Here is a 23,810-nt window from a genome sequence, read left to right as displayed (position 1 = left end):
CAGACCCTGTCCGTGACCACTGCCGCGTGGCACCCCGGCCCCCACCGATCCGGTTGACCCTGGCACGCTGGGGTATGGCCTCCTAGTGTTGACCCGGCCCGCCCCGCCCCATCCCGCGCGCCCGCTCCGGCGCCACAGTCCCATCTGGAGATTCGCCCGTGGACCTCTTCGCCTATCCGGTGTCGCTCGTCATGAAGTTCTGGCACTGGGTGCTCAGCTTCGTGTTCGACCCTGGTTCCGGGATCGCCTGGGTGGGCTCGGTGCTGCTGCTCGTGGTGACCGTGCGGCTGCTGCTCATGCGGTCGATGTACCGCCAGCAGTACTCCATGCGCAAGATGGCGCAGATCGCTCCCAAGATGAAGGAGCTGCAGAGCAAGTACAAGGATCGCAAGAGTCCCGAGGACCGCCAGGAGCAGGCCAAGGAGATGCAGGCGCTGTACGCGGACGCCGGCGTCAACCCCCTGGCCGGGTGCCTGCCGCTGCTCGTGCAGATCCCCGTGTTCCTCGGCCTGTACTACGTGCTGCTCAACTTCTCCCCGCGCGGCGTCTCGATCGAGGAGGCCTCCACCATGACCAACGGGGCGTTCGGCCCCGACCAGGTCGCCTCCTTCCTCAACGCCGAGATCTTCGGGGTGCCGCTCGCCTCCTACATCCGGATGCCGCAGGACGTCATGGACTCCCTGCACCCCGGGTTGGTGCGCGAGGACATCCTCGTCCTGGCCGTGCCGCTGTTCGTGCTCGCGGGCATCGCCACCTTCGTCAACATGTGGAACTCCTTCCGGCGGCAGAAGGCGGCCAAGGCGGCCGAGCAGGAGGCGATCGCCCGGGTGGAGGCCGAGGAGAAGGCGGGCGGGCCGGTCGTCGACGGGGAGGTCCTCGAGGTCGACGGGGAGAAGCCCGCGGACCCCGCCAGGTCCGACGACGCGGCAGGCACCCCGGGGACTCCCGCCACGGCCGGCGCGGCGGGTTCCACGGGCGCGGCGGGTTCTAAGGGCGCGGCGGGCAAGCCCCAGGACTTCCAGTCGATCGCCGAGTCCATGACCGAGTCGATGAACCAGTCGATGAAGATCATGATGTACCTGTTCCCCTTCTTCCCCATCGTGGGCGCGTACTTCTTCAACTTCCCCATCGCGATCGGCATCTACTGGCTCACCAACAACATCTGGACCGCGGTGCAGTCGCACTTCTTCATGGAGAAACTGGAGAAGGAGCTGCCGATGACCAGCCGCGAGGGGCTCCCGCCCAGCGCGTTCATGTGACGTAGCCCCGCCCCGCGGTCTGGCCCGCCCCGCGGTCTGGCCCGCGCTGCGTCGAGCCCCGCCCACGCCCCGCCCCGCGCTCCGCCCCGCCCCGCGCTCCGCCCCGCCCCGCGGGTTTTGGTCGTGTCTATTGCGGCGATTCGGCGGTTGATCCGCAGTAGCCACGACCAGATGACGCCCGGGGGCGAGGGGACCCTTGCCCCCTGTGGCCCCCGGGCGTAATCTGCACAGTGGAAGTCGGCAGGCGCACGACGTGACCGCGGAGAGATCCCGGCTGCGGGGGGCGCCGGCTGAGCAGTAGACACGAGGAGACCCCAGGACAGTGCTCGACCCCAGGTGAGACCCGGCCCATCCGCCACCTCCCTGGAGCACACATGTCTTGCCTCGTCCTGTCGGACGTCGCGTACGCGTTTCCCGACGGCACCCCACTCTTCTCCGGGCTCGACCTCGCCCTGCGTCCCGGTCTCACCGCCGTGGTCGGCCGCAACGGCGCGGGCAAATCCACCCTGCTGCGCCTGATCGCGGATGAACTCTCGCCGTCCGCGGGGTCGATCTCCGTCGACGGCGAGGCCGCTCGTCCACCCACCGTCGCGTACCTGCCGCAGCTGCTCGTCGACGCCCCCTCACGGCGCACTCTCGCCGACGAACTGGGGGTGGCCGCTCGGCTGGCCGCCCTGGCGCGGATCGAGGCCGGGGAGGGGAGCGACGACGACTTCGCCCGCGTCGGGGAGGACTGGTCGGTGGCCGAGCGGACCCGTGCGCTGCTCGACGACCTCGGCCTGCCCACCGATCTGGGTAGACCCGTGGTCGAGCTGTCCGGCGGGGAGCGCGCGCTCGCGGCACTCGCGGGCAGGCTCCTCGCGCAGCCGACGGTGTTGCTGGTGGACGAGCCGACCAACAACCTCGACCACCGCGCCCGGGCGAGGGTGTTCACGGCGCTCGAGAGGTTCGTCTCGACGGGACGGCGGATCGCCGTGGTGGTGAGCCACGACCTGGAGCTGCTCGAGCGGGTCGATGCCACGGTGGAGGTGCGGTCCGGGCGGTGCAGGGTGTTCGGCGGGCCGTATTCGCTGTACCGGGAGGTGATCGAGGCCGAACAATCCGCGGCCGCGCAGGCGTTGTCGGGTGCCCGCAACGAGTGGCGCACCGAGAAGCGGGACCGCATCGAGGGGATGGAGAAGGCGAGCCGTCGACTCGCGCAGGGACGCCGGGTGCAGGCCGCCGGCGGGATGCCCAAGATCCTGATGAACGCGCGCCGTAGCTCCGCCCAGGAGTCCGCGGGCAGGCGCCGCGCGGTACACGACCACGGAGTCGAGCAGGCGCGCGAGCGGATGCTCGCCGCCGACGCAGCCGTCCGCCGCGAGGACCTCCTGCGGATCCCGATGCCCGACCCCGCGCTGCCGACGGGCCGGATCGTGGTGGACGCCGTCGATCCCGTGGCCGGCCGGATTCACCTGGTCGGGCCGGCGCGGGTGCGCCTGGCCGGTCCGAACGGCAGCGGCAAGACGACCCTGCTGCGGCGCCTGTTCGGCACCGGGCCGACAGGCGGGGACGACGACGACGCCGCTCACGTGCCCTGGGCTCTGCTGCCGCAGGATCTGCACATCGAGAATCCCGGGACCCGGGTGGTGGACGCGATCCATGCCGTGCGCCCCGACGCCGAGGCCGAGCAGGTCCACGCCCACGCGGCGCGGATGCTCTTCACCGGGGACGCCGGGTTCCGCCGCCTCGGGGAGCTCTCCGGCGGCGAGCGCCTCCGGGCGGCTCTGGCGGTCCGGTTGTTCGCGCGGCCGGTGCCGCAACTGTTGGTGCTCGACGAGCCGACCAACAACCTCGACCTCCCCGGCGTGGAGGTGCTCGCCGACGCCCTGCAGCAGTGGCGCGGAGCGCTGCTGCTGGTGAGCCACGATGACGGGTTCTGCGACCGGGTGGGGGTGGACGAGGTGATCCGACTCGGCTGACGCGCCCACCTCACCCGATCACCCACCACGGAGGGATCCATCCCGTGCGCACGCTCATCTACTACGTCGCCGTCACCGCCGACGGGTTCATCGCCGACCCCGACGGGCGAACCGACTTCTTCCCCCTGGAGGGAGACCACATGGCCTGGCTCATCGAGCACTACCCGGAGACGATCCCCGGCCACGTCCGCGGGGCGCTGGGGCTGGCCGACACCGCCTCTCGGGTGTTCGACACGGTGGTGATGGGTCGCACCACCCATCAGGTGGCGGTTGACGAGGGTCTGGCCAGCGGCTATCCGCATCTGCGCCAGTACGTGGTGACGCACCGGCCGGACGACCTGCCTGCCGAACAGGGTCTCACGGCCTCGGACGAGGATCCTGTGACCCTGGTCCGCAGGCTCAAGAGCGAGGATTCCCCTCTCGACATCTGGCTGTGCGGAGGTGGGGAGCTGGCAGGGGCTCTCGTGGACGAGATCGACGAGTTCCGACTGAAGATCAATCCGGTCCTGATCGGCGCGGGGCGGCCGTTGATCTCGGGGCCCGTTCCGGTGTTGTCACTGGTCGTGCGCCGGAGGATCGGCTTCGACAGCGGGGTGGGCTACGTGGAGTACGAGCGCGCGCGCCGCGGGTGACCGCGTGGCTGCAGGGATCGGCTCACCGCACCCAGGGCGCGTAGGGGGCGACGTGGAAGCACGGCACCGGGCTGGCCTCAGCGGGGGCCAGTGCGTTGAGCACGTGCAACCACACCCTCTCGCTGTACAGGGTGGCCACGTGCTCGGACAGGTCCTCGGCACATCCGGCCTGGAGTTCGATGTTGGTGACGTCACCGGAGTAGAACTGGCGGACGAACGGGGTCACGATCTGGTCGAACTGCGAGACGATGCTGTACATGCGGACTCCGGGGATGCTCTCGGGGCCGCGTGGGTAGACCTCGGTGGCGAGTGGCGAGTCGACGACCTGCTGGATGAGGGCCGGCGTCGAGTGCTCCAGGCTCCCGTACACGGCGGGCCCGAGGACCGGCACCAGGGAACGCAGATAGACGATCTCGCTCAGTCTGGTCCCGGTCGAGGGCGAGATCCCCACCTTGGTGTGGACCTTCTCGCTCCCGCCGAGGAACGTCAGGTAGTAGTCGGCCAGGATGCCGCCGCCCTGGGAGTGCCCGACGAGGTCGACGGCGTCCGCGCCCGTCTCGGCGAGCGCCCGGTCCACGACCTGCTGAAGGACCAGGCCGGAGGCCCGGATGTCGCCGAGGCCCTGGATCGGCATCGCCGGGAAGCCCGTGACGTTCCCGAAGGTGAAGGTGTAGACGCAGTACCCGGCGTTTCTCAGCAGAGGGGCGCCGGCCTGCCAGGCGAGCGCCTGCGTGGTGAAGGTGGGGTGGACCAGGACGACGGGACGCGGGCGCTGCGGGGTCGGTCGACAGTTCGGGTCGTTGGCTCCCGGAGGCGGGATCTCGGGAGCCAACGACGCCTGGAACCCGGCCGAGATGTCGAAGGGCACCGGCAGTGGTCCCTCGGTGGGCGACTGCGCACGGGCGGGGGTGGTGGCGGAACCCACGAGGAGCACCGCCACGGCGACCACCGCCACCGCAGCGGCGATCCGCCTCGCTCCGAAGGGGCGTGCGGGTGGTCTGGTCGCGACTCCGATCACCGGAGGCCCCCTGTCGTTGCGCCGCGGCCCGCTACGAGAGGGCCGACTCCATGGGTGTGATGGTCCTCACCCTAGGCAGGGGCGGCGCTGTGCGCTCTGCTTCCCGTCAGACGGCACCGCCGGCGACCGCGGGCGGGGTGCCGGTGTTGGAGGAGGCGTCGGTCTCACGGGCCAGGTACTCCTCGATCCGGAACCAGTCGTTGTCCGCGCGCTCGGCGATCGCCACGAGGGTGCTCATGTTGGCGACCTCCTCGACCTGCTCACGCAGGAACCACAGCATGAACTGCTCGCCCAGCGGATCTGCCTCGGCTCGCGCGGCCTGGAACAGGGCCTCGATCTGACGGGTGACCTGCTTCTCCTGCTCGAGTGCGTACCGCAGTGCGGCGACGGGTCCCTCGAAGTCGGCCTGCGGGCCGGGGACGGCCGGGATGGTCACCTCGATGTCGCGGTCGAGCATGTACTGCACCATCATCATCGCGTGGTTCCGCTCTCCGAGGCTGTGCTGGTAGAAGCGGCCCGCGAGCTGCGGCAGGTCCTTGGCGTCGGCCCACACCGCGATCGCGATGTACTGCTGGCTCGCGGCGAACTCGTGGCCGACCTGCGCGGACAACAGTTCGGTGAACGAGGACTTCTTGGCCATGATCATGGAACCCTTCCTCTCGGGGGACCTCGACGGGCGTCGAGGTTCGCGGGGGCGTGGTGTGCCCCGGGGGTCCCAGAGTAGGACCGGCGAGGGTGTTTTACCAGGTCAGTAAGCCTAACCGAACATCGGTAAGCCTGGCCTGGCCGGCGGTGCCGGACGACCGGATACGGCGCGGGACGCGGTCGTCAGCGCCGGTGCGCCCGCATCGCGGAGTGCTGGTCCCTCGGCTTGACCACGATCTGGTCGAGGTTGACGTGCGACGGCCGGCTCGCCACGAATCCCACGATCTCGGCGATGTCGCTGGCGACCATGGGGGTCAGTCCCTCGTAGACGGCGCCGGCCTTGTCGTCGTCGCCGTCGAATCGCACCAGTGAGAACTCGGTCTCCACCATGCCGGGCGCGATCTCGGTGAACCGCACGGGCTCGCCCAGGTGCTCCCCGCGGAGCGTCCGGTGCAGGACGGCCTGCGCGTGCTTGGCCGAGGTGTACCCGCTGCCCTTGTCGTAGGACTCGAGCGCGGCGATCGAGGTGATGGTCACCACCAGCCCGTCGCCGGTGTCCACGAGCACCGGCATGAGTCCGCGCACGAGCCGCAGGGTGCCCAGGACGTTGGTCTCCCACATCCATCGCCACTGATCCTCGTCGGCGTCCATGACGGTGGTCGTCCCCTTGGCGCCGCCGGCGTTGTTGACCAGCACGTGCAACCGGGGCACGGCCGCGCAGAACGCCTCGCACGAGACGGGATCGGTGACGTCCAGGGGGATGGCGGTGCCGCCGATCTCGTCCGCGAGCGCCTCCAGTCGGTCGAGTCGTCGGGCTCCGACGACCACGTGGAATCCCAGCCGCGCCAGTTCGCGTGCGGTGGCCTCGCCGATCCCGGAGGAGGCGCCGGTCACCACCGCGATGCGGGTGTCGGCGGGGAGAGCGGTGAGGTGCTCACGGATGGCGGGGTGATCGACACTCATGGTCTCAGGCTAGAACAGCAGTCCCAGTGGCGCGCGACGGAGACAATGGTCGACGATGCGTGCGGTGCGGATGGCCCTGGTCTCGGTGGTGGTGGCGGTGATGTGTGTGGCGTGTGGATCCTCGCGGCAGTGCGACGTCGCCGCCGACCCCCTTCTGGCGCCACTCGACGCGCCCGGGCAGGCGTGTCCGCGCTTCGGGGTGAGCACTCCCGGCGGACCTGCCGCCCCGGAGGAGCTCCGTGCGGTCGCCGACACCGTGGGTGCCCGGCCGAGTGTGGTGATGTGGTTCGTCGACTTCTCCTCCCCGCCCCCGATCGCCGAGTTGGACGCCGTCCGGGAATGGGGTGCGGACCCGATCATCACGTGGGAGCCGTGGCGGTGGATCGCGGACGGGGTGTACGACCGCGGGGCGTTCCCGATGGAGGAGATCGCCGCGGGGGTCCACGACGACCACCTCTATCGCTGGGCCGACGAACTGGCCGCCTGGGGTGACACGGTGTACCTGCGATTCGCCCACGAGGCCAACGGCGACTGGTACCCGTGGAGCCCGCGGGGCGGTACCCCTTCGCAGACCTATGTGGAAGCGTGGCGGCATGTGCACGACCTCTTCGCCGCCGAAGCGGTGCACAACGTTCGGTGGGTCTGGACCGTCAACGTCCCGCACCCCGGGAGCAGCCCGGTGGCCCCGCTCTTCCCGGGCGAGGAGTACGTGGACGTGGTGGGCGTCGACGGCTACAACTGGGGTACCACCCAGGCGTGGAGTTCCTGGCAGGAACCGGACGAGATCCTCGGCCCCACCCTGGACGAGGTGGCCACGATCGCACCGGGAGTGCCCGTGATGGTCACCGAGGTGGCCAGCGCGGAGGCGGGTGGGCCCAAGTCCGAGTGGGCCAGGGACCTCGTCGGGTACCTTGATTCGAGAGAAGAGTTGACGGCGTTCGTGTGGTTCGACCACCACAAGGAGACCGATTGGCGCCTGGCCAGCAGCCCGGAGTCCGCCGCCGCCATGGCGGACGCCCTGACCAGAGGGAGCCGTACGAGATGACCCCGCCGCCGTGGAGCATCCCCGCACCAGTGGAGGCCGAGCGGGTGCGCGACGTGGAGCGGCTGGGGTTGTTGGGGACCCCGCCCGAGGGCCGGTTCGACCAGGTCACGAACATGGCGCGCCGGGTCCTCGGCGTCCCCGCGGCATCCCTGTCCCTGATGGACGACGACCGGTTGTGGATGAAGTCGATCCACGGGCTCGAGGTGGAGGAGGTGCCCCGGGACAAGACGGTCTGCCGGACCACCATCGCGCGGGCGTACCGCCGCCCTGACGACCCTGCGCTGGTGATCCCGGACGCCACCGCCGACCCGGAGTTCGCCGAGATCCCCGGTATCGGTGGCCCGGACGGGGTCCGGTTCTACGCCGGCTATCCGCTCTACGGCCCCACAGGTCATCCGGTGGGCACCTTCTGCGTCTATGACTTCGAGCCCCGGAACCTCGACCCGCAGCAGATCGAGGCGTTCACCGAGCTCGCCGAGTGGGCGCAACGGGAACTCGAGCGGTCCGCGGAGCTGGACCGGGCCGCGGAGATACAGACCCAGCTGCTCCCGCGCCCCCTCACCGGACTCGAGGGCTACCGGATCGCCGCCGTCTGCCTCCCGGCGTTCACCGTCGGCGGAGACTTCTTCGACCACTACAGTCGTGGAGACACCCTGATGCTCACCGTCGCCGACGTGATGGGCAAGGGGCTCGGGGCCGCGATCCTGTCCTCCTCGGTTCGCGCCTCGGTCCGGGGGGCCTCCCGGGTGCTCGACCGGTTCGGCCCCGCCGACGGCGCGCAGGACACGGGGGCAGTCACCACGCTCGCGGCCGAGCACCTCGCCGAGGACTGCGAGCTCACCTCGACCTTCGTCACGGCGCTCCTCGCCGCTATAGACTTGCCCAGCGGGACGATCCGCTACACCGATGCGGGCCACGGCCTTGCGCTGGTGCGGCGCTCCGACGGGCGGATCGAGCCCCTGGAGGAGGGCGGGCCCCCCATCGGGATCCTCCCCGGGACCACCTGGGCCTCTGATGAGGCACAGCTAGAGCCGGGCGACGTGTTGGTGATCTGCTCGGATGGTCTGCTCGATCTGTTGGACGAGGACAGCGACCCCGCCGCGGTGTGGCAGTTCGTGCAACCCTTCGCCCTTCCCGACGAGCTCACGGCTGCGACCCGCGACCTGGTGGCGGGCCGGCCCCCGCTGGACGACGTGACCGTGGTGGCCGTCCGGAGAGAGGCGGCGTGAGCACGGTCCCGGCCCCGCCGGTGCCGCGCAGCGAGTACCCCTCGCCCTACCTGCGGCTGCTCATCGTGGTGACCGTGATCGTCGGGTTGAACTACATCGTGTGGCGGTGGTTGTTCTCGGTCAACTGGGACGCCTGGTGGATCGCCGTCCCGCTGGTCCTGGCCGAGACCTACAGCCTGATCGACTCGATCCTCTTCGCCGTGACCATGTGGCGGTTGCGTCGTCGCCCCGAGCCGCCCCCGGCGCCGGAGGGGCTGAGCGTCGACGTATTCATCACCACCTACAACGAGCCGCTCGACCTGGTGCTCGACACGGCGGCGGCCGCCAAGCGCATCCGCTACCCGCACCGCACGTGGATCCTGGACGACGGCGCCCGTCCGGAACTCCAGGCCGCCGCCGCGGAGCTGGGGGTCGACTACCTCACCCGGTCGGCCAGTTGGACCGACAAGCCACGCCACGCCAAGGCGGGAAACCTCATCAACGCACTGCTGCACACGGACGGCGAGTTCCTGCTGATCCTGGACGCGGACCAGGTCCCCGAGCCGGAGATCCTCGACCGGACCCTCGGGTACTTCACTGACGAAGGTATGGCGCTGGTCCAGACCCCGCAGTACTTCACCAACGTCCCCGAGTCCGACCCGCTGGGCAGCCAGGCACCCCTGTTCTACGGGCCCATCCAGCAGGGCAAGGACGGGTGGAACGCGGCGTTCTTCTGCGGGTCGAACGCCGTGCTCCGTCGCGAGGCGCTGATGCAGCTCGGCATCACGGGGTACGTCAAGGCCGTGGAGGACGGGGTGGATCGCGCCCTGCGGACGGCCGGCAGGGTGATCAGGCGGGCACAGCGCACGGTCCCGGCGGACCAGCCCGAGGTGGGGGAGGCGCTCGGAACCGTCCGGCGGGCCGTGCGCACCGCCCGCGCCGAACTCAGGGCGGGTGGGTCTCTCGCGGAGATCACCTACGGGTTCCAGCAGACGGTGGACGCGGCCGCGCGCACCGTGGTGGACGCCGACATGGGCGCGATCCGGTCGGACCTCGAGGCGATCGCCGCGCTGGACGAGCACGGGGCGGACGCGATAGTGCTCGACGACCTGGTGCTCGACCAGCTCGCCGACCGCGAGTGGTCGCCGCTGGGAGCGGTCGAGTCGGTCCGCGCGCTGATCCGCGCCGTGGACATCGACCGGGCCGACGAGGCGGAACCCACCCAGGCGCTGGCGACCATCTCGGTCACCGAGGACATGGCCACCGCGATGCGTCTGCACGCTGCGGGATGGCGGACCGCCTACCACCACGAGGTGCTGGCCTATGGTCTGGCGCCCGAGGACCCCAAGACGATGCTCACCCAGCGACTGCGGTGGGCACAGGGCACGATCCAGGTGATGCTGCGCGAGAACCCCCTGGTGCAGCGGGGTCTGACGCTGGCCCAGCGGTTGATGTACTGGTCCACGATGTGGAGCTACCTCTCGGGCTTCGCGGCACTGGCATACTTCGCCGCCCCGGTCATCTACCTGACCTTCGGCGTGCTGCCCGTCCAGGCGTGGAGCGTGGACTTCTTCGCGCGACTCATCCCGTTCCTCGTTCTGAGCCAGCTGCTGTTCTTCATCGCCGGCCGGGGCACCCCGACCTGGCGGGGACAGCAGTACAGCCTCGCCCTCTTCCCCGTGTGGATCGCGGCCTGTTGGACCGCCGCGCGCAACGTCTACTTCGGTAAACCCCTCGACTTCGCGGTCACCCCCAAGACCCGCCAGGGGGAGGACGCGACGCCGTGGTACCTCTTCCGGCCGCAACTCATCGTCATGGCGTTCCTGGTGGTGGCGGCCGTCATCGGGGTGGTGCGGCTGTACCTGGGGGCGATCTCCGTCCTCGGCGTCACGGCGAACCTCGTCTGGGTGGTGTTCGACCTGTTGATTCTCTCGGTGGTCTTCCGGGCCGCTCGCTACCGTGGACCCGACAGAGAAGGAGCGACATGACCGCCTACGACATCCGGGAGGCCGGCACCGCAGTGGTGGTTCAGCCGACCGGTCGACTGAACATGGTGGCCGCCCCCGGCCTCCGCGACCAGCTCCGTGAGCTGGTCGACGGCGGGTCGCGCCGGGTGGTGGTGGACCTCAGCGCCACCGAGTTCATCGACTCCTCGGGACTCGGGGCGTTGATATCCGGACTCAAAGCCGCCAGGCAAGCCGGGGGCGACCTTCGTATCGCGGCCCCGAACGCACAGGTCACGAGCGTGTTGAAGCTCACCCGGCTCGACCGGGTTCTGACCGCGCACGAGTCGGCGGACTCCGCCTTCGATGGCGGCTGACCAGCGTCGGGAGCTGACCCTCACCACGGGTGAGGGCACGCTCGACAGGATCCTCGATCTGATCGGGGAGACGCTCTCGGCCGGTGAGGTCGAGGAGGAGGTGCGGTTGCGGTTCGAGATCTCCGTGGCGGAGATCGGGGCGAACATCATCGAGCACGCGGCCGACGGCGGCCCGGTGCACCTCGACCTCGTACTGGAGGTGACGCCGGACCGCCTCGAGGCGCGCTTCACCGACGACGGCAGCCCCGCCCGGGTGGACCTGCGTGCCGTGCAGATGCCGGACGTCTTCGCCGCCCGGGGCCGGGGGCTGGCGATCGCGGTGGAGGCGCTCGATGAACTCGAGTACCGCCGGCGCGGGGGAGAGAACGTCTGGCGGCTGGCCTGTCACCGCGAGCGGGAGGCGGGGCAGTCGGAGGACGACGACGAGGTCAGCGGCCCCGGCCGGTGACCATTCCGACGAGTCCGCGCACCGCGCCGAGGGCCATGTCGGACTTGGAGAAGTAGTCCTGCCAGCCGCACACGAGGCCGTCGCGGACCTCGAGTCGCCCGCACACCCAGAACCCGCAGCGGAATCGCCCGACCCCCAGGTAGTCGGTGCGTTCGGTGAGCACGATCGTCGGGGAGCCGGGGGTGGTGGGGTCGGCGGGGGCGCCCACGGCGAGGTGGTGGATCTCCGCGTCGAAGTCCACGCTGCCGCCCAGGGCCGACAGCGCCTTGACCACATCGCGCTTGCCCCGGATGGTGGGGAGCCCGATGTTGGCCCACCACACGTCCTCGGCGAGCAGCTCGGAGGCGGTGGTGACGTCGCCCGAGACGAGGGCGTCGAAGAAGGTGCGGACCACGACGTCGGAGTCGAGCTTGGTGGTGGTGGTAGCCATTGGACCACGGTAACCGCCCCGGTCCGATCTGTGCGGCCGGAACGCCCGGCCTCAACCGACTTGTGCGTGCCGAGTGGTCCCTTGCGCCCGCGTACCCGGGCGGAATGCGCGTAGGCAGGGGTGGGCAGGGCGCAGAGTTCCGGTGATGCGGACGGCGCGCGCAGTTCTCGGTGGGGCACGCGGGCCATCGACGATGTGCGGGATCTGGACAGCTCAGCCGGATCTGTGGCTGGCACGATGAGCCTCATGAGTTCCGCAGCCGCCCCCGCCCCCGCCGTCTCGTCGGTCGTCTCCTCCGACGGCACCGCCCTCGCCTACCGCCTCCTCGGCGACCCCGCCGCCCGCCCGTTGGTGCTGGTCCACGGCTGGGCCCAGTCGAGCGCCAGCTGGGGGCCGGAGCTGCTGGACGCGCTGGCCGAGCGGTTCCGGGTGGTCGCGGTGGACCTGCGCGGGCACGGGCACTCCGGGGTGGCCGAGACGGGGTATGACTCCTCCGAGCAGTGGGCGGACGACCTCGAGGCGGTGCTCGACGCGGCCGGGATCGGTGGTGACCCCGCCGAGGACGCCGGGGCCGGGGACGCCAGGGCCGAGGACGCCGGGGCCGGGGGCGCCGGGCCCGGGGGCGCGATCCTGCTCGGCTGGTCGTATGGCGGGATCGTGGTCTCCGACTACCTGGCCTCACGCGGCGAGGGCCGGGTCGCCGGGCTGGTGCTGTGTGGAGCGGTCACCGCGGTCTCACGCTCCGCCGGCGGTGCGGTCGGCCCGGCCATGATGGCGGTCGCCGACGGCGGGTTCGCCGAGGATCCGGGAACCGCGATCGCCACCCTGGCGGGCTTCGGGACCGCCATGATGCGGTCCGGCGACGGGGTGAGCCGCCAGCGGATCTTCGGTCTCTCCCTGGCCACGCCCCCCGCGGTGCGGCAGAAGCTGCTCACGCGACGGGTGGACCACGACGACACCCTGCGTGGCCTGGCCATCCCCGCGCTGGTGATCCACGGCGAGCACGACGGGGTGGTGTTGCCCTCGGCCGGCCGGGCCAATGCCGAGATGATCCCTGGTGCGCGCTACGTGGGGTTCGCCGAGTCGGCGCACGCACCGTTCCTCGAGGAGACGCCGCGGTTCCTGGCCGAGCTCGACGCCTTCGCCGCCGAGCTGTAGCCGCGGATCCGCGCCGGGGCGACGGGCGGGCCCTCTCGCGCCGGAGTGCGCCGCGTCGTCGTCGCGGGCACAATCGGTGAGGTGACCGTCTCCGATCTCCGCACCGGCGCCGAGGCCCCCCTCCCGAGGCGCATCGCCGTCCTGTCGTTCCACACCTCGCCGTTGGCGCAGCCGGGAACGGGCGATGCGGGCGGGCTCAACGTGTACGTTCTGCAGACCGCCCGTCGGCTGGCCCGCCGGGGCGTGGAGGTCGAGGTCTTCACCCGCGCCACCCATTCCTCGCAGCCGCCGGTCGAGCAGGCCGGCGACGGCGTGCTGGTGCGCAACATCGTGGCGGGGCCGTTCGAGGGCCTGTGCAAGGAGGACCTGCCCACGCAGCTCTGCCCATTCGTGGCCGGTGTGATGCGGGCGGAGGCCGGTCATGCACCCGGGCACTACGACCTCATCCACTCCCACTACTGGCTGTCCGGGCAGGCCGGTCTGGTGGCCTCCGAGCACTGGGGCGTACCCCTGGTGCACACGGCGCACACCCTGGCGGAGGTGAAGAACGCGGTCCTCGCCGACGGTGACGTCCCGGAGCCTGAGTCCCGGCGCATCGGCGAGCAGCAGATCGTGGACTCCGCGCACCGCCTCGTGGTCAACACCACCGGCGAGCGCGACGAACTCGTGGGCTACTACGACGCCGACCCCGCCCACATCGACGTGGTGCCCCCGGGCGCCGACCTCGAGCAGTACACCCCCGGGACGCAGCGCGGCACAGAGCGGGCCCGCCGGGCGTTGGGGCTGGGGCAGCGGTCCGAGGTGGTCGCGTTCGTCGGCCGGATCCAGCCGCTCAAGGCCCCCGATGTGATCGTCCGTGCACTGGCCGAGATCGTGCGGGAGCAGCCGCACCGGGACGTGCGTCTGATGGTGGTGGGCGGGCCCAGCGGGTCCGGGCTGGAGCGCCCCCGTTCACTCATGGACCTGGCCGACGAGCTGGGCGTGGCCGACCGGGTGAGTTTCCTCGCGCCGCGGCCACCCGCGGAACTCGTGGACGTGTACCGCGCCGCCGACGTGGTGGCCGTGCCGTCGTATTCGGAGTCTTTCGGCCTCGTGGCACTGGAGGCGCAGGCCTGCGGGACGCCGGTGGTGGCGGCGGCTGTGGGCGGTCTGCCCACGGCGGTCGATCACGGCCGCACGGGGATCACCGTGGTCGGTCACGACCCGCGCGAGTGGGCGGCCACGTTGGTGGGACTGCTCGACGACGACGCGCGCCGCCTGTCCATGTCGCGGGCCGCCCCGGTTCACGCCTCCCGGTTCTCCTGGGATTCCACCGCCGATGGACTTCTCGCCTCGTACGCGGGCACGGTGGCCGCTCACCGGGCCCGGCGAGAGGCGGCCACCGCCTCCTGACACCCCGGGGCGCCCGCCGGTCGAGCGCCCCGTCCGAACCTCCCCCCGCGACGAACCGCTCACGAGTACAGGGGAGTCGAACCGAAGGAGCCACGATGATCGACCCCACCGAGAACAAGCGCATGGACGAGGGCAGCGGGGCTGCGCCTCGCGGTGCCGACGAGGTCGACGGCCCGACCCTGGAGTTGATCCGCGACTTCCTCGTGGAGCGGGACATCGAGTCGACGTTGGCCGACGGCCGGGTCTTCGTGGTGCAGCTGCCGGGGGAGAAGCGCCTCAAGACCGCCTGCCACCTGACGGTGAACCGGGAGAGCGTGCGGATCGAGGCGTTCGTCTGCCGCAAGCCCGACGAAGACTTCGAGAAGGTCTACAAGTACCTGCTGCGGCGCAACCGGCGCCTGTACCAGGTGGCGTACACGCTGGACAACAACGGTGACATCTATCTTGTGGGCCGGATGCCGCTCGTGGCGGTGACCGAGGAGGAGCTCGACCGCGTGCTGGGCCAGGTGCTCGAGGCCGCGGATCACGACTTCAACATCCTGCTCGAGATCGGGTTTTACACCTCGATCCGCCGGGAGTGGGAGTGGCGCGTCTCGCGCGGTGAGCCGCTGCGCAATCTCCACGCGTTCCGTCACCTCACCGCGGATCTGCCGCAGCCGGATTAGGGCCTATCGCCTGCGATCGCGGAGACCTCGGCTGGCGGGTGACCTACGATTCGGATCATGTATTCCGAGCTTCACGTTGCTGCACTCGACTATTTTGCTAACGAGTGTTCGTCGAGCGGTCATGCACTTTGCGGTGGTGACGGGGCTTGTGAGTCGATCCGCAGCATCGCTGTCGAGCGTCGACGGCTCGAATGGGAATGGGGCAACGTCGATCTGGGTAAGGACGTCCTGCAGAGGGTGGGCGTCCCTCCAGACGCAACGTGGCCGACGGCCACTCTTCTTCGCTTCGTGCGCGACAAGGTTCTCACCCCGCCGTGGCGGGACCCGCTGAGGAGGGCAGTTTACGTGACCTCGGCGCTCGGGTTATTGGGGGAGCGGGGGATAAGTCCGGACATGGTCCTCAGAAGTTTTCTGGCGCCAGCGGTCGAGAGGCAACTCCTCTACGACCTCAGCTTGGCTATCTGGGCCAGGGAGTCCGGGTCCGGGGAACCTCTCCCCTCCGCTCCGACGATGCAGCCGTGGCTCCGATACGTTGAGAATTGCCTCACGGTCTGCCGCGCTGCTGAGGGCGAGATCACTCTCGATCACCTCATGCACGAGACCCGGAAAGGCGCGGGGCGCAATCTCATTGATCGGTGGGTAGAAGACGCGGCAGCAGCCCACCTGATCGCATGGAAACTGGAGGGGTACGAACGGACGGAGGCCGCGCTTGACCACAGGGTCTTGCGCGGAGGGCAGTCCGTGTCCAGGTGGGTTTACGAGCGGTTCACCAGAACCTCACCTCGGGAGTGGTGCACACGATCGATCGAGCTCGAGATTGCCTGGGTCAACGATTCGCAAGAAATGTCGGCTCTTTCGGGGGTGAAATCTGAGGTTTTGATCGAAAGACAGTTTCCCGTGTCCGTGCTGTGGAAAGCGCTCGGCCAGTCGGCGATGAGCGAACTCCGAAACGGCGATTCGGAATCGACCGACGTGGACCAGGTATTGGAGGACATTGTTCTGGCGATCCAAGCGGGGGACAGGTTTGCTGCGGTGCACCGGGCACGTAAAGCTTGGCTGAACGACCCGCAGAACGCTGTGTGGAGCAACGCTCTGGCCTTCTGCTCAATCCCCGACGATCCGGAGTTAGCCATACGATTGCTGAGTGCGGTATCGGACGACATCGGGAATATCAGCAGGCCAGTCAACTTGGCGTCGGCGCATATTGTTCTGGGTGATCTCGACCGAGCTGGGGAGCAGTTTGCGTTCGTCGAGGGGAACGTTGCGGCTTGGTACTGGGAACCCGCCTCGCTGTGGTCAGGGGATCCGGTGGCGGTGGAGATCGAACCGTTTCGGTGGCTCGAGTCCGCGAAGGATGTGTTGCGAGTCGCGAGTGAGGGGTACTAGTCAGCCCGGTAGGAATACCTTGCGGATGTCCTTCATCGGCAAGAACAGATGCATCGGGTCGGTCGGAGAGCTCAGGAAGTTGCCGTTGTGGAGATAGAATTCCCGGGCACCGTCGTCGCGAGCATGGATGAGCAACGCGGCCGCACCGATGGACTCGCTGATTACGGCGGCTCTCTTGAGGGCGTCCTGAAGCAGGCCAGCGCCTAGCCCGTGCCCGTGGGTGGACCTGTGAACGGCTAGACGAGCGAGCAGTATGCACGGCAACTCGGCCGGGCGACCGCCTTTGGTCAGTCGCTCAGGCACCTGCGCGAGTTCCACCGCAGCGACGACGATCGAGTAGTAACCCACTACCCGATCGCCGTCGGTACTGACGTAAGTGACCGCGTTGTTGGCCCGTTGGTTGACGTACGCGTACTCGTCCAACCACGAGTCGAGTTCCGCCGCACCGCTATCGAAACCCTCGGTGACGTCGCTGCGCAATAGCTTCCGTGGGGCGCAATACGGCATCCTTGGCCGTCACTCGTTCTCGGAAGCAGAGAACGGCGATGGGCGGGCGGCTAGTCGACGGAGCTTGGAGCTGTCCTCCAATGGCGTGTCGAGCAGACGGTTAAACTCGTCCCACTGTTCCTGGGACACCGTGAACCATCTGCGATCGGCAAGAACCTTCTCGGCCTGATCGACGGCACTTCCCAGGATGAACTCGGTCATAGAGGTGTCGGTCGCTGACGCGGCGCGGCGCAGAATCTCTTCCTGCCGCTCGCTTGCTCGAAGATTGATCCTCTGCGACTTCGAAGTGCGCAGCGCGGTCTCAGATGACTGGCTCATGTCAATTCCCTTCCTGATGTGAGTACACGGTACGTACGAATGGGAATGCATGTCAACCCATACGTTGACGGTGGTATCCATGCGGCCAGTTCGGCGGTCGGATTCAGGAGTTGATCAGCTCCGCGACCTTCTTGCGCAGGACCTTGCCCATCGGGTTGGTGGGCAGCTCGGCCACCTGCACGAATTCGCGCGGGACCTTGTACCCGGTGAGCGAGGCCCTGCAGTGGGCGCGGAGGGCCGGGGCGTCGAGCTCGGCGCCCGGTTCGAGCACGACCGCGGCCACCACCTGCTCGCCGCCGTCCGGGCCGCGCCGGCCCACCACCGCGCAGTCGGCCACGCCCGGGGCCCTGCGCAGGACCGCCTCGACCTCGGAGGGGTACACGTTGAACCCGCCGGTGACGATCATCTCCTTGATGCGGTCCACCACGTGGAGGAAACCGTCGGGATCCTGGGTCACGACGTCGCCGGTGCGCAGCCATCCGTCGTGGAAGGTCTCGGCCGTGGCCTCGGGGTTTCCCCAGTACCCCGGGAAGACCTGCGGGCCCCTGACCAGCAGCTCGCCGGGCTCGCCCGGGGAGGCGTCGACGGAGGGATCGTCCTTGTGGGAGACGCGGACATCGGTGTCGGGGAAGGGGATGCCGATGCTGCCGGCCCGCCTCGCCGTCGACATGGGATTGCCGACGGTGATGGGGGAGGTCTCGGTCATCCCGTATCCCTCCACCAGCAGGCCCCCGGTCGCGGCCTCCCACCTGCCGATGAGGTCGGCGGGCAGGCTCATCGCGCCAGAGAACGAGTGCCGCACGCCCCGCAGCGAGATCCCCCGCCGGTCGGCCTCCTCGAGGATCTTCGAGTAGATCGGTGGGACTGCCGGGATGAAGGTCGGCAGGTCCTTGGCCAGGATCGGCATGATGAGGTCCATGTCGGGTGTCGGCACGAGTTGCAGCCGCGCGCCCTGGGCGATGCCGAACACCACGCACATCGTCACCCCGTACGCGTGGAACATCGGAAGCGAGGCCAGGAACCGCTCCCTACCCGGCTCGAGCCCGGGCACCCAGGCCTCGCCCATCGTGGCGTTGGCCACCAGGTTGGCGTGCGAGAGGGTGGCCCTCTTGGGCGTGCCGGTGGTGCCGGAGGTGTAGAGGATCAGCGCCGGATCCTCGGCGCGCGGCCGCGGATGGGAGAAGTCCAGCTCCGGCCCGGTCTCCAGATCTCGCCAATCCAGGGTCCCGGGGGCGGGGACCGACAGCTTCGCTCGCGAGGCGCGCAGCGACGGGACGGGCAGGAGCTTCAGCGCCAGGCGCTTGGCCGCGGGGAGTTCGTCGAGCAGGTCGACGGCGATGATGTGCTCGATGGCCGTTCCCGGGCGGTCGGCCAGCTCGCGCACCGTGCCGGCGACGACGTTCCAGGTCACCACCACCCGCGCGCCGTGGTCGGCGAACGGGCCCGCGAGCTCGTCGGCGGTGTAGAGCGGGTTGTGCTCGACCACGATCGCGCCGATCCGCAGCGCGGCGTAGAACACGACGATCCCCTGCGGACAGTTCGGCAACAGCACCGCGACCCGGTCCCCGCGACCCACCCCGAGGCGCCGCAGCCCCTCGGCGGCGCGGCGGACCCGGCTGCCGATCTCGGAGTAGGAGGTCAGGCGGCCGAAGAACTCGGTCGCGGGCCGGTCGGAGTAGGCCCGCACGGCGTCGTCGAACTGATCGATCAGCGTGGTGCTGCCGTACGCGAGGTCGTGCGCGGTGCCCGGGGTGTAGTGGTCGGTCCACGGCCGGTCGGGTCGATCGGGGGTGTTGCCGGCGTCTGTGGTCATGTCTGCACCGTAGTCCTCGTGCGTCGGGTCATAATGGCCGCATGGCTTACGGAACCCTCGTCCTGCTGCGTCACGGTCAGTCCACGTGGAACGCCTCCAACCAGTTCACCGGATGGGTCGATGTGGACCTCACCGACCTCGGACGCGAGGAGGCGGTCCGCGGAGGCAGGCTCCTCGCCGAGGAGGGCATCCTGCCGGACGTCCTGTTCACGTCCCTGCTCCGCCGGGCCATCACGACGGCCAACATCGCGCTCGACGCCTGCGACCGGCACTGGATCCCGGTGGTGCGGCACTGGAAGCTCAACGAGCGTCACTACGGCAGGCTCCAGGGCCTCAACAAGGCGGAGATCAAGGACGAGTACGGCGACGAGCAGTTCATGCTGTGGCGCCGCAGCTACGACACGCCGCCGCCGGCGATCGACCCGGACAACGAGTACTCGCAGTCGGCGGACGCCCGCTACGCCGACCTGCCGGAGGTGCCGCTGACCGAGTGCCTCAAGGACGTCGTGGACCGGTTCATCCCGTATTACGCCGCCGAGATCGCCCCACAGCTGGCGGAGGGCAAGACCGTGATGGTCGCCGCGCACGGCAACTCGCTCCGTGCGCTGGTCAAGCACCTCGACGGCATCTCCGACGAGGACATCGCGGGCCTGAACATCCCCACCGGCATCCCGCTCGTCTACCGCTTCGACGACTCCGGTCTGGTCGCCAACCCGGGTGGCACCTATCTCGACCCGGAGGCCGCGGCCGCGGGGGCCGCCGCAGTCGCCAGCCAGGGCGCCCAGAAGTAGGTGACACTCCGGTGAACACACGGAGAACCCCCGTCCACCTGCGGACTTCCCGCGGATGGACGGGGGTTCTCTGTTGTGGTCGTCGGTTCGCCGCACCGTAGTATCTGGCACGTGCAGGTCAGTTTCGGGATCGCCCTCGCGATCGTCGCCGCGGTGGTCGGCTTCATCGTCGGCGGCTTCGTCGTCCCCCGGTTGCACGCACGCCGTGAGCTCCGGCTGGCCGAGCAGCAGGGGCCGAGCCGGCTGGAGGTCCTGCGGGCGGTGTACCACCAGGCTCCCTACGCGCTGGCCGTGGTGGACCGCCATCAGGACGTGGTGCTCTACAACCGTCGCGCCGCGGAACTGGGGATCGTGGACGACCGGCTCCTGGTGGACCCGGTGTGGAGCGCCGCCGAGGCCACGTTCGCCTCCGGCCAGCCGTCGGCGTTCGACCTTCCCGCCAAGGTCACCGCGGGGCGCCGTCGAATCCCGTCGGTGAGCGGTCGGAGCGAGATCCTCGGCGGTCACCTCGGGCAGTTCGCGGTGGTGTTCGCCGACGACGACTCCGAACAGCGCCGCATGGAGGCCGCCCGACGCGACTTCGTGGCCAACGTGTCCCATGAACTCAAGACCCCGGTGGGGGCGATGGCGGTGCTGGCCGAGGCGTTGCTCGAGTCCAAGGACGACCCGGAGTCGGTCGAGTACTTCGGCGGACGCGTGGTGAACGAGGCCCACAGACTGGGCAAGATGGTCTCCGAGCTCATCGAGCTGTCCCGGCTGCAGGGCGCGGAGCGGATCCGCGATCCCGAGCCGGTGGACGTGGACGCCGTGGTGGACGAGGCGATGCGCCGGTCGGCTGCCGCGGCGGAGGCGGCGGGGATCGAGTTGATCACCGACGCCCCGTCCGGGCTCGAGGTGTCGGGCGACTGGACCCTGTTGGTCACCGCGTTGACCAACCTCATCTCGAACGCCGTCAACTACTCGCCCGAACGCACCCCGGTCTCGATCACCCGGTCACTCGACGGCGACACCGTCATGCTTCGGGTCACCGACCGGGGGATCGGCATCGCGCCCGAGCACCAGACCCGCGTCTTCGAACGGTTCTTCCGCGTGGACAAGGCCCGGTCCCGGGCCACCGGCGGGACCGGACTGGGACTGGCGATCGTCAAGCACGTGGCACAGAACCACAACGGCGCCGTCAGCATCTGGAGCCGACCCGGGACCGGGTCGACGTTCACACTCGAACTTCCGGCCCATGTGGAGCCGGGTGGCGAGGGGCCCCCGGCCCCCGCCGAGCACGACCGACAAGGAGAGGACCAGGTGCCGTGACCAGGGTGCTGATCGTAGAGGACGAGGCCTCGCTGGCGGATCCGCTGGCGTTCCTCCTGCGCAAGGAGGGCTTCGAGGTCACCATCGCCGGCGACGGCCCGACAGCGCTGGAGAGCTTCGACGCGGAGGGCGCCGACATCGTATTACTGGATCTCATGCTCCCGGGCATGTCCGGAACCGACGTGTGCAAGCGGTTGCGCGTGACCTCGAGCGTCCCGGTCATCATGGTGACCGCGCGCGACAGCGAGATCGACAAGGTGGTCGGGCTGGAGTTGGGGGCCGACGACTACGTGACCAAGCCCTACTCCGCCCGTGAGCTCATCGCCCGCATCCGCGCCGTCCTGAGGCGTGGGGCGGACTCGGAGGGCGACCAGGCGGACGACATCGGTGTACTGGAGTCCGGGCCGGTGCGACTGGACATCGAGCGACACACGGTGACCGTCCGCGGAAGTGTGGTGACCCTCCCGCTCAAGGAGTTCGACCTGCTCGAGTACCTGCTGCGCAACTCGGGGCGAGTGCTCACCCGCGGCCAGCTCATCGACCGCGTCTGGGGGTCGGACTATGTGGGCGACACCAAGACGCTGGACGTCCACGTCAAGCGGCTGCGGTCCAAGATCGAACAGGATCCGGGCAAGCCGGTCCACCTGGTGACGGTCCGCGGGCTGGGCTACAAGTTCGAGGGCTGACCGCCGCGCCCGGCCTCCGCGCCGGATCAGGACCCGGAGGCCGCCCGCTCGGTCGCGGGGTGCACCGCGACGATCCCCAACTGGCGGCGGCGCCGGCACGCCGCGGCCAGCACCTCGTAGCAGTCGGCCCCCAGCAGTTCCACCAGCTCGTCGCGCAGCGAGACGAACACCGGCTCGGCACCGACGTGCGCCTCGGGCGAGCCGGTGCAGTACCAGTCCAGGTCCAGCCCGCCGGGGCCCCAGCCGCGGCGGTCGTACTCGGCGATACGGGTGTGGAGGACCTCGACCTCGTCGGCCCGGGTCTCCCATTCCTGCGTCCGGCGGATCGGCAACTGCCAACACACGTCCGGCTTCGACTCGGGCAGGGTGCGGCCCGTCCGCGCCGCCATGTGGTGCAGGGCGCAGCCCGAGCCGGCCGGGAATCCGACGTCGTTGAAGAACACGCACCGACCGCCCAGGCGGCGCGTCCGCAGAGCGGGCTCGGGCTCGCCGTCGTCCCCGGTGAGGTCGTCCTCTTCCAGCCACGGCTCGAGATCGCCGCCCTCGGCCTCCGCCGCCTCCAGCGCGGCCTCGCGGTGCTGCCAGTCGTCGGGACCCAGGAGCTCGACGTTCACCGTCAGGCGGGAGCGGTCGTCGTCGTCACACAGGAATGCGCCGTGTGTGCAGCAGCCCGCGTCGGGCTGCCCGGCCTCGATGCCGTGGCAGGCCGGTGTGCCGAACACGCACGTCCACGAGGACAGCAGCCACGTCATGTCCGCGGACACGAGATGCTGGTCGTTCGCCGGGTCGGGGAACGTGTACCACTCGCGGGGGAAGTCGAGGGGGACTTCCGCGGCGGGCGCGCCCGGGCTGCTGGTGCGTTCGGTGGCGGTCACAACCTGCGACCGTAGACCGTTTAGGGTGGGCGTGTGAGATTAGGTGTCCTGGACGTCGGGAGCAACACGGTCCATTTCCTCGTGGTCGACGCCCATCGCGGGGGGCATCCCACTCCCATGAACGACTCCAAGACGCGTCTACGCCTCATCGAGTACCTCGATGAGGACAACAACATCTCGAAGACCGGCGTCGCCAGGCTCGTCGACGCCGTCAGCGAGGCCGCTGACCTGGCCAAGGCCACCAAGTGCCGCGAGGTCATGGCCCTGGCGACCTCTGCCGTTCGCGACGCCGCCAACTCGGACGCGGTGCTCGAGAAGGTCGAGAAGGAGACCGGGATCGCGCTGCGCGTGCTCTCCGGCGAGGACGAGGCGCGCATGACCTTCCTCGCGGCCCGCCGGTGGTTCGGCTGGAGCGCCGGTCGGATCGTCAACCTCGATATCGGGGGCGGCTCACTGGAGCTGACGAACGGTGAGGACGAACTGCCCGAGTACGCCTTCAGTCTGCCGCTGGGTGCCGGGCGGTTGACGCACGACTGGTTCAAGACCGATCCGCCGGAGCGCAAGCGCATCAACCAGCTGCGCGACTTCATCGACGCCGAGCTGGAGGGCCCCGCCAGGGAACTGCGGGCGGCCGGTGTCCCCGACCTGGCCTGCGCCACGTCCAAGACGTTCCGCACGTTGGCTCGGCTCACCGGTGCGGCGCCGTCGTCGGAGGGTCCGCGGGTCGAGCGGATCCTCACCGCCTCGGGACTGCGGCAGGTGATCGCGTTTATCTCTCGCATGACGGCCGCTGACAGGGCAGAGTTGGAGGGCATCAGCTCTGACCGGTCGCATCAGGTGGTCGCGGGAGCACTGGTGGCGGAGGCGTCGATGAGGGCTCTGGGTTTGGAAAGTGTGAAAATCTGTCCGTGGGCCCTGCGGGAGGGGCTCATTCTGCAGCGTCTCGACCGGGACGCGGGCGGCGACGGGAAGGGGAGCTGAG

The 23,810-nt window shown here is 69.7% G+C and carries 24 protein-coding genes; 16 read left to right on the top strand and 8 right to left on the bottom strand.

Going from position 1 to position 23,810, the window contains the following annotated elements:
- The first annotated feature begins 158 nt into the window (after nt 1–158).
- The 3 genes from yidC to CT688_RS13775 all read left to right on the top strand — a co-directional run bounded on the left by yidC (nt 159) and on the right by CT688_RS13775 (nt 3,852).
- Nucleotides 159–1,259, top strand: coding sequence for a membrane protein insertase YidC (yidC, locus tag CT688_RS13785; RefSeq protein WP_107757361.1), 1,101 nt, complete (start codon nt 159–161; stop codon nt 1,257–1,259).
- Nucleotides 1,260–1,633: 374 nt separating this feature from the next.
- Complete coding sequence (locus CT688_RS13780; protein WP_107757360.1) at nt 1,634–3,220, top strand: ATP-binding cassette domain-containing protein; 1,587 nt, start codon at nt 1,634–1,636, stop codon at nt 3,218–3,220.
- A 44-nt stretch (nt 3,221–3,264) separates the two neighbouring features.
- Entirely contained in the window at nt 3,265–3,852 is a 588-nt protein-coding gene (locus CT688_RS13775) for a dihydrofolate reductase family protein (RefSeq protein WP_107757359.1), read from the top strand.
- 22 nt (nt 3,853–3,874) lie between these two features.
- Here the strand turns inward: CT688_RS13775 and CT688_RS13770 are convergent, their stop codons facing one another.
- The 3 genes from CT688_RS13770 to CT688_RS13760 all read right to left on the bottom strand — a co-directional run bounded on the left by CT688_RS13770 (nt 3,875) and on the right by CT688_RS13760 (nt 6,478).
- Nucleotides 3,875–4,870, bottom strand: coding sequence for a triacylglycerol lipase (locus tag CT688_RS13770; RefSeq protein ID WP_107757358.1), 996 nt, complete (start codon nt 4,868–4,870; stop codon nt 3,875–3,877).
- A gap of 106 nt (nt 4,871–4,976) precedes the next feature.
- On the bottom strand, nt 4,977–5,516 hold the full coding sequence (locus CT688_RS13765) for a ferritin (protein ID WP_370446313.1): 540 nt from the start codon (nt 5,514–5,516) through the stop codon (nt 4,977–4,979).
- A 182-nt stretch (nt 5,517–5,698) separates the two neighbouring features.
- Nucleotides 5,699–6,478, bottom strand: coding sequence for an SDR family NAD(P)-dependent oxidoreductase (locus CT688_RS13760; RefSeq protein ID WP_107757357.1), 780 nt, complete (start codon nt 6,476–6,478; stop codon nt 5,699–5,701).
- Nucleotides 6,479–6,533: 55 nt separating this feature from the next.
- On the opposite strand from CT688_RS13760, the gene CT688_RS13755 reads away from it, so the two are divergent.
- From CT688_RS13755 to CT688_RS13735, 5 genes are read left to right on the top strand one after another with little or no spacing between them, the layout of a single operon-like run.
- Nucleotides 6,534–7,523 carry a glycoside hydrolase family 26 protein gene (locus CT688_RS13755; RefSeq protein WP_107757356.1) on the top strand — a complete coding sequence of 330 codons (990 nt, stop codon included), beginning with the start codon at nt 6,534–6,536 and terminating at the stop codon, nt 7,521–7,523.
- Nucleotides 7,520–8,752 carry a PP2C family protein-serine/threonine phosphatase gene (locus tag CT688_RS13750; protein ID WP_107757355.1) on the top strand — a complete coding sequence of 411 codons (1,233 nt, stop codon included), beginning with the start codon at nt 7,520–7,522 and terminating at the stop codon, nt 8,750–8,752. The genes CT688_RS13755 and CT688_RS13750 overlap by 4 nt, the downstream gene beginning before the upstream one ends.
- Nucleotides 8,749–10,719, top strand: coding sequence for a glycosyltransferase family 2 protein (locus tag CT688_RS13745; protein WP_107757354.1), 1,971 nt, complete (start codon nt 8,749–8,751; stop codon nt 10,717–10,719). The genes CT688_RS13750 and CT688_RS13745 overlap by 4 nt, the downstream gene beginning before the upstream one ends.
- Nucleotides 10,716–11,051 (top strand): STAS domain-containing protein, encoded by a 336-nt coding sequence (locus CT688_RS13740; RefSeq protein ID WP_107757353.1) that lies wholly within the window; start codon nt 10,716–10,718, stop codon nt 11,049–11,051. Before CT688_RS13745 ends, CT688_RS13740 begins: the two co-directional genes overlap by 4 nt.
- On the top strand, nt 11,041–11,499 hold the full coding sequence (locus CT688_RS13735) for an ATP-binding protein (RefSeq protein WP_107757352.1): 459 nt from the start codon (nt 11,041–11,043) through the stop codon (nt 11,497–11,499). The genes CT688_RS13740 and CT688_RS13735 overlap by 11 nt, the downstream gene beginning before the upstream one ends.
- On the opposite strand, the gene CT688_RS13730 is transcribed toward CT688_RS13735, so the two are convergent.
- Nucleotides 11,480–11,929, bottom strand: coding sequence for a limonene-1,2-epoxide hydrolase family protein (locus tag CT688_RS13730; RefSeq protein ID WP_107757351.1), 450 nt, complete (start codon nt 11,927–11,929; stop codon nt 11,480–11,482). The two genes, CT688_RS13735 and CT688_RS13730, sit on opposite strands and share 20 nt — an antisense overlap.
- A gap of 246 nt (nt 11,930–12,175) precedes the next feature.
- On the opposite strand from CT688_RS13730, the gene CT688_RS13725 reads away from it, so the two are divergent.
- From CT688_RS13725 to CT688_RS13710, 4 genes are all read left to right on the top strand, one after another.
- Nucleotides 12,176–13,087 (top strand): alpha/beta fold hydrolase, encoded by a 912-nt coding sequence (locus tag CT688_RS13725; RefSeq protein WP_107757350.1) that lies wholly within the window; start codon nt 12,176–12,178, stop codon nt 13,085–13,087.
- Nucleotides 13,088–13,168: 81 nt separating this feature from the next.
- Nucleotides 13,169–14,479: a D-inositol-3-phosphate glycosyltransferase gene (mshA, locus tag CT688_RS13720; protein ID WP_231750350.1), complete on the top strand. Its 1,311-nt coding sequence runs from the start codon at nt 13,169–13,171 to the stop codon at nt 14,477–14,479.
- Between the two features lie 95 nt (nt 14,480–14,574).
- Entirely contained in the window at nt 14,575–15,144 is a 570-nt protein-coding gene (locus CT688_RS13715) for a YbjN domain-containing protein (RefSeq protein WP_370446312.1), read from the top strand.
- 57 nt (nt 15,145–15,201) lie between these two features.
- Nucleotides 15,202–16,530: a type IV pilus biogenesis/stability protein PilW gene (locus CT688_RS13710; protein WP_156607270.1), complete on the top strand. Its 1,329-nt coding sequence runs from the start codon at nt 15,202–15,204 to the stop codon at nt 16,528–16,530.
- On the opposite strand, the gene CT688_RS13705 is transcribed toward CT688_RS13710, so the two are convergent.
- The 3 genes from CT688_RS13705 to CT688_RS13695 all read right to left on the bottom strand — a co-directional run bounded on the left by CT688_RS13705 (nt 16,531) and on the right by CT688_RS13695 (nt 19,168).
- Complete coding sequence (locus CT688_RS13705) at nt 16,531–17,010, bottom strand: GNAT family N-acetyltransferase (RefSeq protein ID WP_231750349.1); 480 nt, start codon at nt 17,008–17,010, stop codon at nt 16,531–16,533.
- 36 nt (nt 17,011–17,046) lie between these two features.
- Entirely contained in the window at nt 17,047–17,355 is a 309-nt protein-coding gene (locus tag CT688_RS13700) for a DUF1778 domain-containing protein (RefSeq protein WP_107757346.1), read from the bottom strand.
- A gap of 103 nt (nt 17,356–17,458) precedes the next feature.
- Entirely contained in the window at nt 17,459–19,168 is a 1,710-nt protein-coding gene (locus CT688_RS13695) for a long-chain-fatty-acid--CoA ligase (protein ID WP_107757345.1), read from the bottom strand.
- A 41-nt stretch (nt 19,169–19,209) separates the two neighbouring features.
- Between CT688_RS13695 and CT688_RS13690 the strand changes: the two genes are divergently transcribed.
- From CT688_RS13690 to CT688_RS13680, 3 genes are all read left to right on the top strand, one after another.
- Complete coding sequence (locus CT688_RS13690) at nt 19,210–19,959, top strand: phosphoglyceromutase (RefSeq protein ID WP_107757344.1); 750 nt, start codon at nt 19,210–19,212, stop codon at nt 19,957–19,959.
- A gap of 111 nt (nt 19,960–20,070) precedes the next feature.
- Nucleotides 20,071–21,267: a cell wall metabolism sensor histidine kinase WalK gene (locus tag CT688_RS13685; protein WP_107758216.1), complete on the top strand. Its 1,197-nt coding sequence runs from the start codon at nt 20,071–20,073 to the stop codon at nt 21,265–21,267.
- A complete protein-coding gene (locus CT688_RS13680; RefSeq protein WP_107757343.1) occupies nt 21,264–21,953 on the top strand; it encodes a response regulator transcription factor in 690 nt (229 codons plus the stop codon). Before CT688_RS13685 ends, CT688_RS13680 begins: the two co-directional genes overlap by 4 nt.
- 26 nt (nt 21,954–21,979) lie before the next feature.
- Here the strand turns inward: CT688_RS13680 and CT688_RS13675 are convergent, their stop codons facing one another.
- On the bottom strand, nt 21,980–22,828 hold the full coding sequence (locus CT688_RS13675) for a hypothetical protein (protein WP_107757342.1): 849 nt from the start codon (nt 22,826–22,828) through the stop codon (nt 21,980–21,982).
- Nucleotides 22,829–22,861: 33 nt separating this feature from the next.
- Here CT688_RS13675 and CT688_RS13670 point away from each other — a divergent pair, with 33 nt between their 5' ends.
- Complete coding sequence (locus tag CT688_RS13670) at nt 22,862–23,809, top strand: Ppx/GppA phosphatase family protein (protein WP_107757341.1); 948 nt, start codon at nt 22,862–22,864, stop codon at nt 23,807–23,809.
- Nucleotide 23,810: the final 1 nt, after the last annotated feature.

Origin of the sequence: Dietzia sp. JS16-p6b (assembly GCF_003052165.1) — a bacterium.
Lineage (GTDB): Bacteria > Actinomycetota > Actinomycetes > Mycobacteriales > Mycobacteriaceae > Dietzia.
The sequence above is the reverse complement of the archived record's forward strand: the minus strand, read 5'-3'. Positions and strand labels throughout refer to the sequence as shown.

What these genes read in the sequence shown, in the direction of transcription:
- CT688_RS13780 (WP_107757360.1), top strand. Translation starts at nt 1,634, where the DNA reads ATGTCTTGCCTCGTCCTGTCGGACGTCGCGTACGCGTTTCCCGACGGC.
- CT688_RS13765 (WP_370446313.1), bottom strand. Translation starts at nt 5,516, where the DNA reads ATGATCATGGCCAAGAAGTCCTCGTTCACCGAACTGTTGTCCGCGCAG.
- CT688_RS13760 (WP_107757357.1), bottom strand. Translation starts at nt 6,478, where the DNA reads ATGAGTGTCGATCACCCCGCCATCCGTGAGCACCTCACCGCTCTCCCC.
- CT688_RS13755 (WP_107757356.1), top strand. Translation starts at nt 6,534, where the DNA reads ATGCGTGCGGTGCGGATGGCCCTGGTCTCGGTGGTGGTGGCGGTGATG.
- CT688_RS13750 (WP_107757355.1), top strand. Translation starts at nt 7,520, where the DNA reads ATGACCCCGCCGCCGTGGAGCATCCCCGCACCAGTGGAGGCCGAGCGG.
- CT688_RS13740 (WP_107757353.1), top strand. Translation starts at nt 10,716, where the DNA reads ATGACCGCCTACGACATCCGGGAGGCCGGCACCGCAGTGGTGGTTCAG.
- CT688_RS13735 (WP_107757352.1), top strand. Translation starts at nt 11,041, where the DNA reads ATGGCGGCTGACCAGCGTCGGGAGCTGACCCTCACCACGGGTGAGGGC.
- CT688_RS13730 (WP_107757351.1), bottom strand. Translation starts at nt 11,929, where the DNA reads ATGGCTACCACCACCACCAAGCTCGACTCCGACGTCGTGGTCCGCACC.
- CT688_RS13725 (WP_107757350.1), top strand. Translation starts at nt 12,176, where the DNA reads ATGAGTTCCGCAGCCGCCCCCGCCCCCGCCGTCTCGTCGGTCGTCTCC.
- CT688_RS13715 (WP_370446312.1), top strand. Translation starts at nt 14,575, where the DNA reads ATGATCGACCCCACCGAGAACAAGCGCATGGACGAGGGCAGCGGGGCT.
- CT688_RS13710 (WP_156607270.1), top strand. Translation starts at nt 15,202, where the DNA reads ATGTATTCCGAGCTTCACGTTGCTGCACTCGACTATTTTGCTAACGAG.
- CT688_RS13700 (WP_107757346.1), bottom strand. Translation starts at nt 17,355, where the DNA reads ATGAGCCAGTCATCTGAGACCGCGCTGCGCACTTCGAAGTCGCAGAGG.
- CT688_RS13695 (WP_107757345.1), bottom strand. Translation starts at nt 19,168, where the DNA reads ATGACCACAGACGCCGGCAACACCCCCGATCGACCCGACCGGCCGTGG.
- CT688_RS13690 (WP_107757344.1), top strand. Translation starts at nt 19,210, where the DNA reads ATGGCTTACGGAACCCTCGTCCTGCTGCGTCACGGTCAGTCCACGTGG.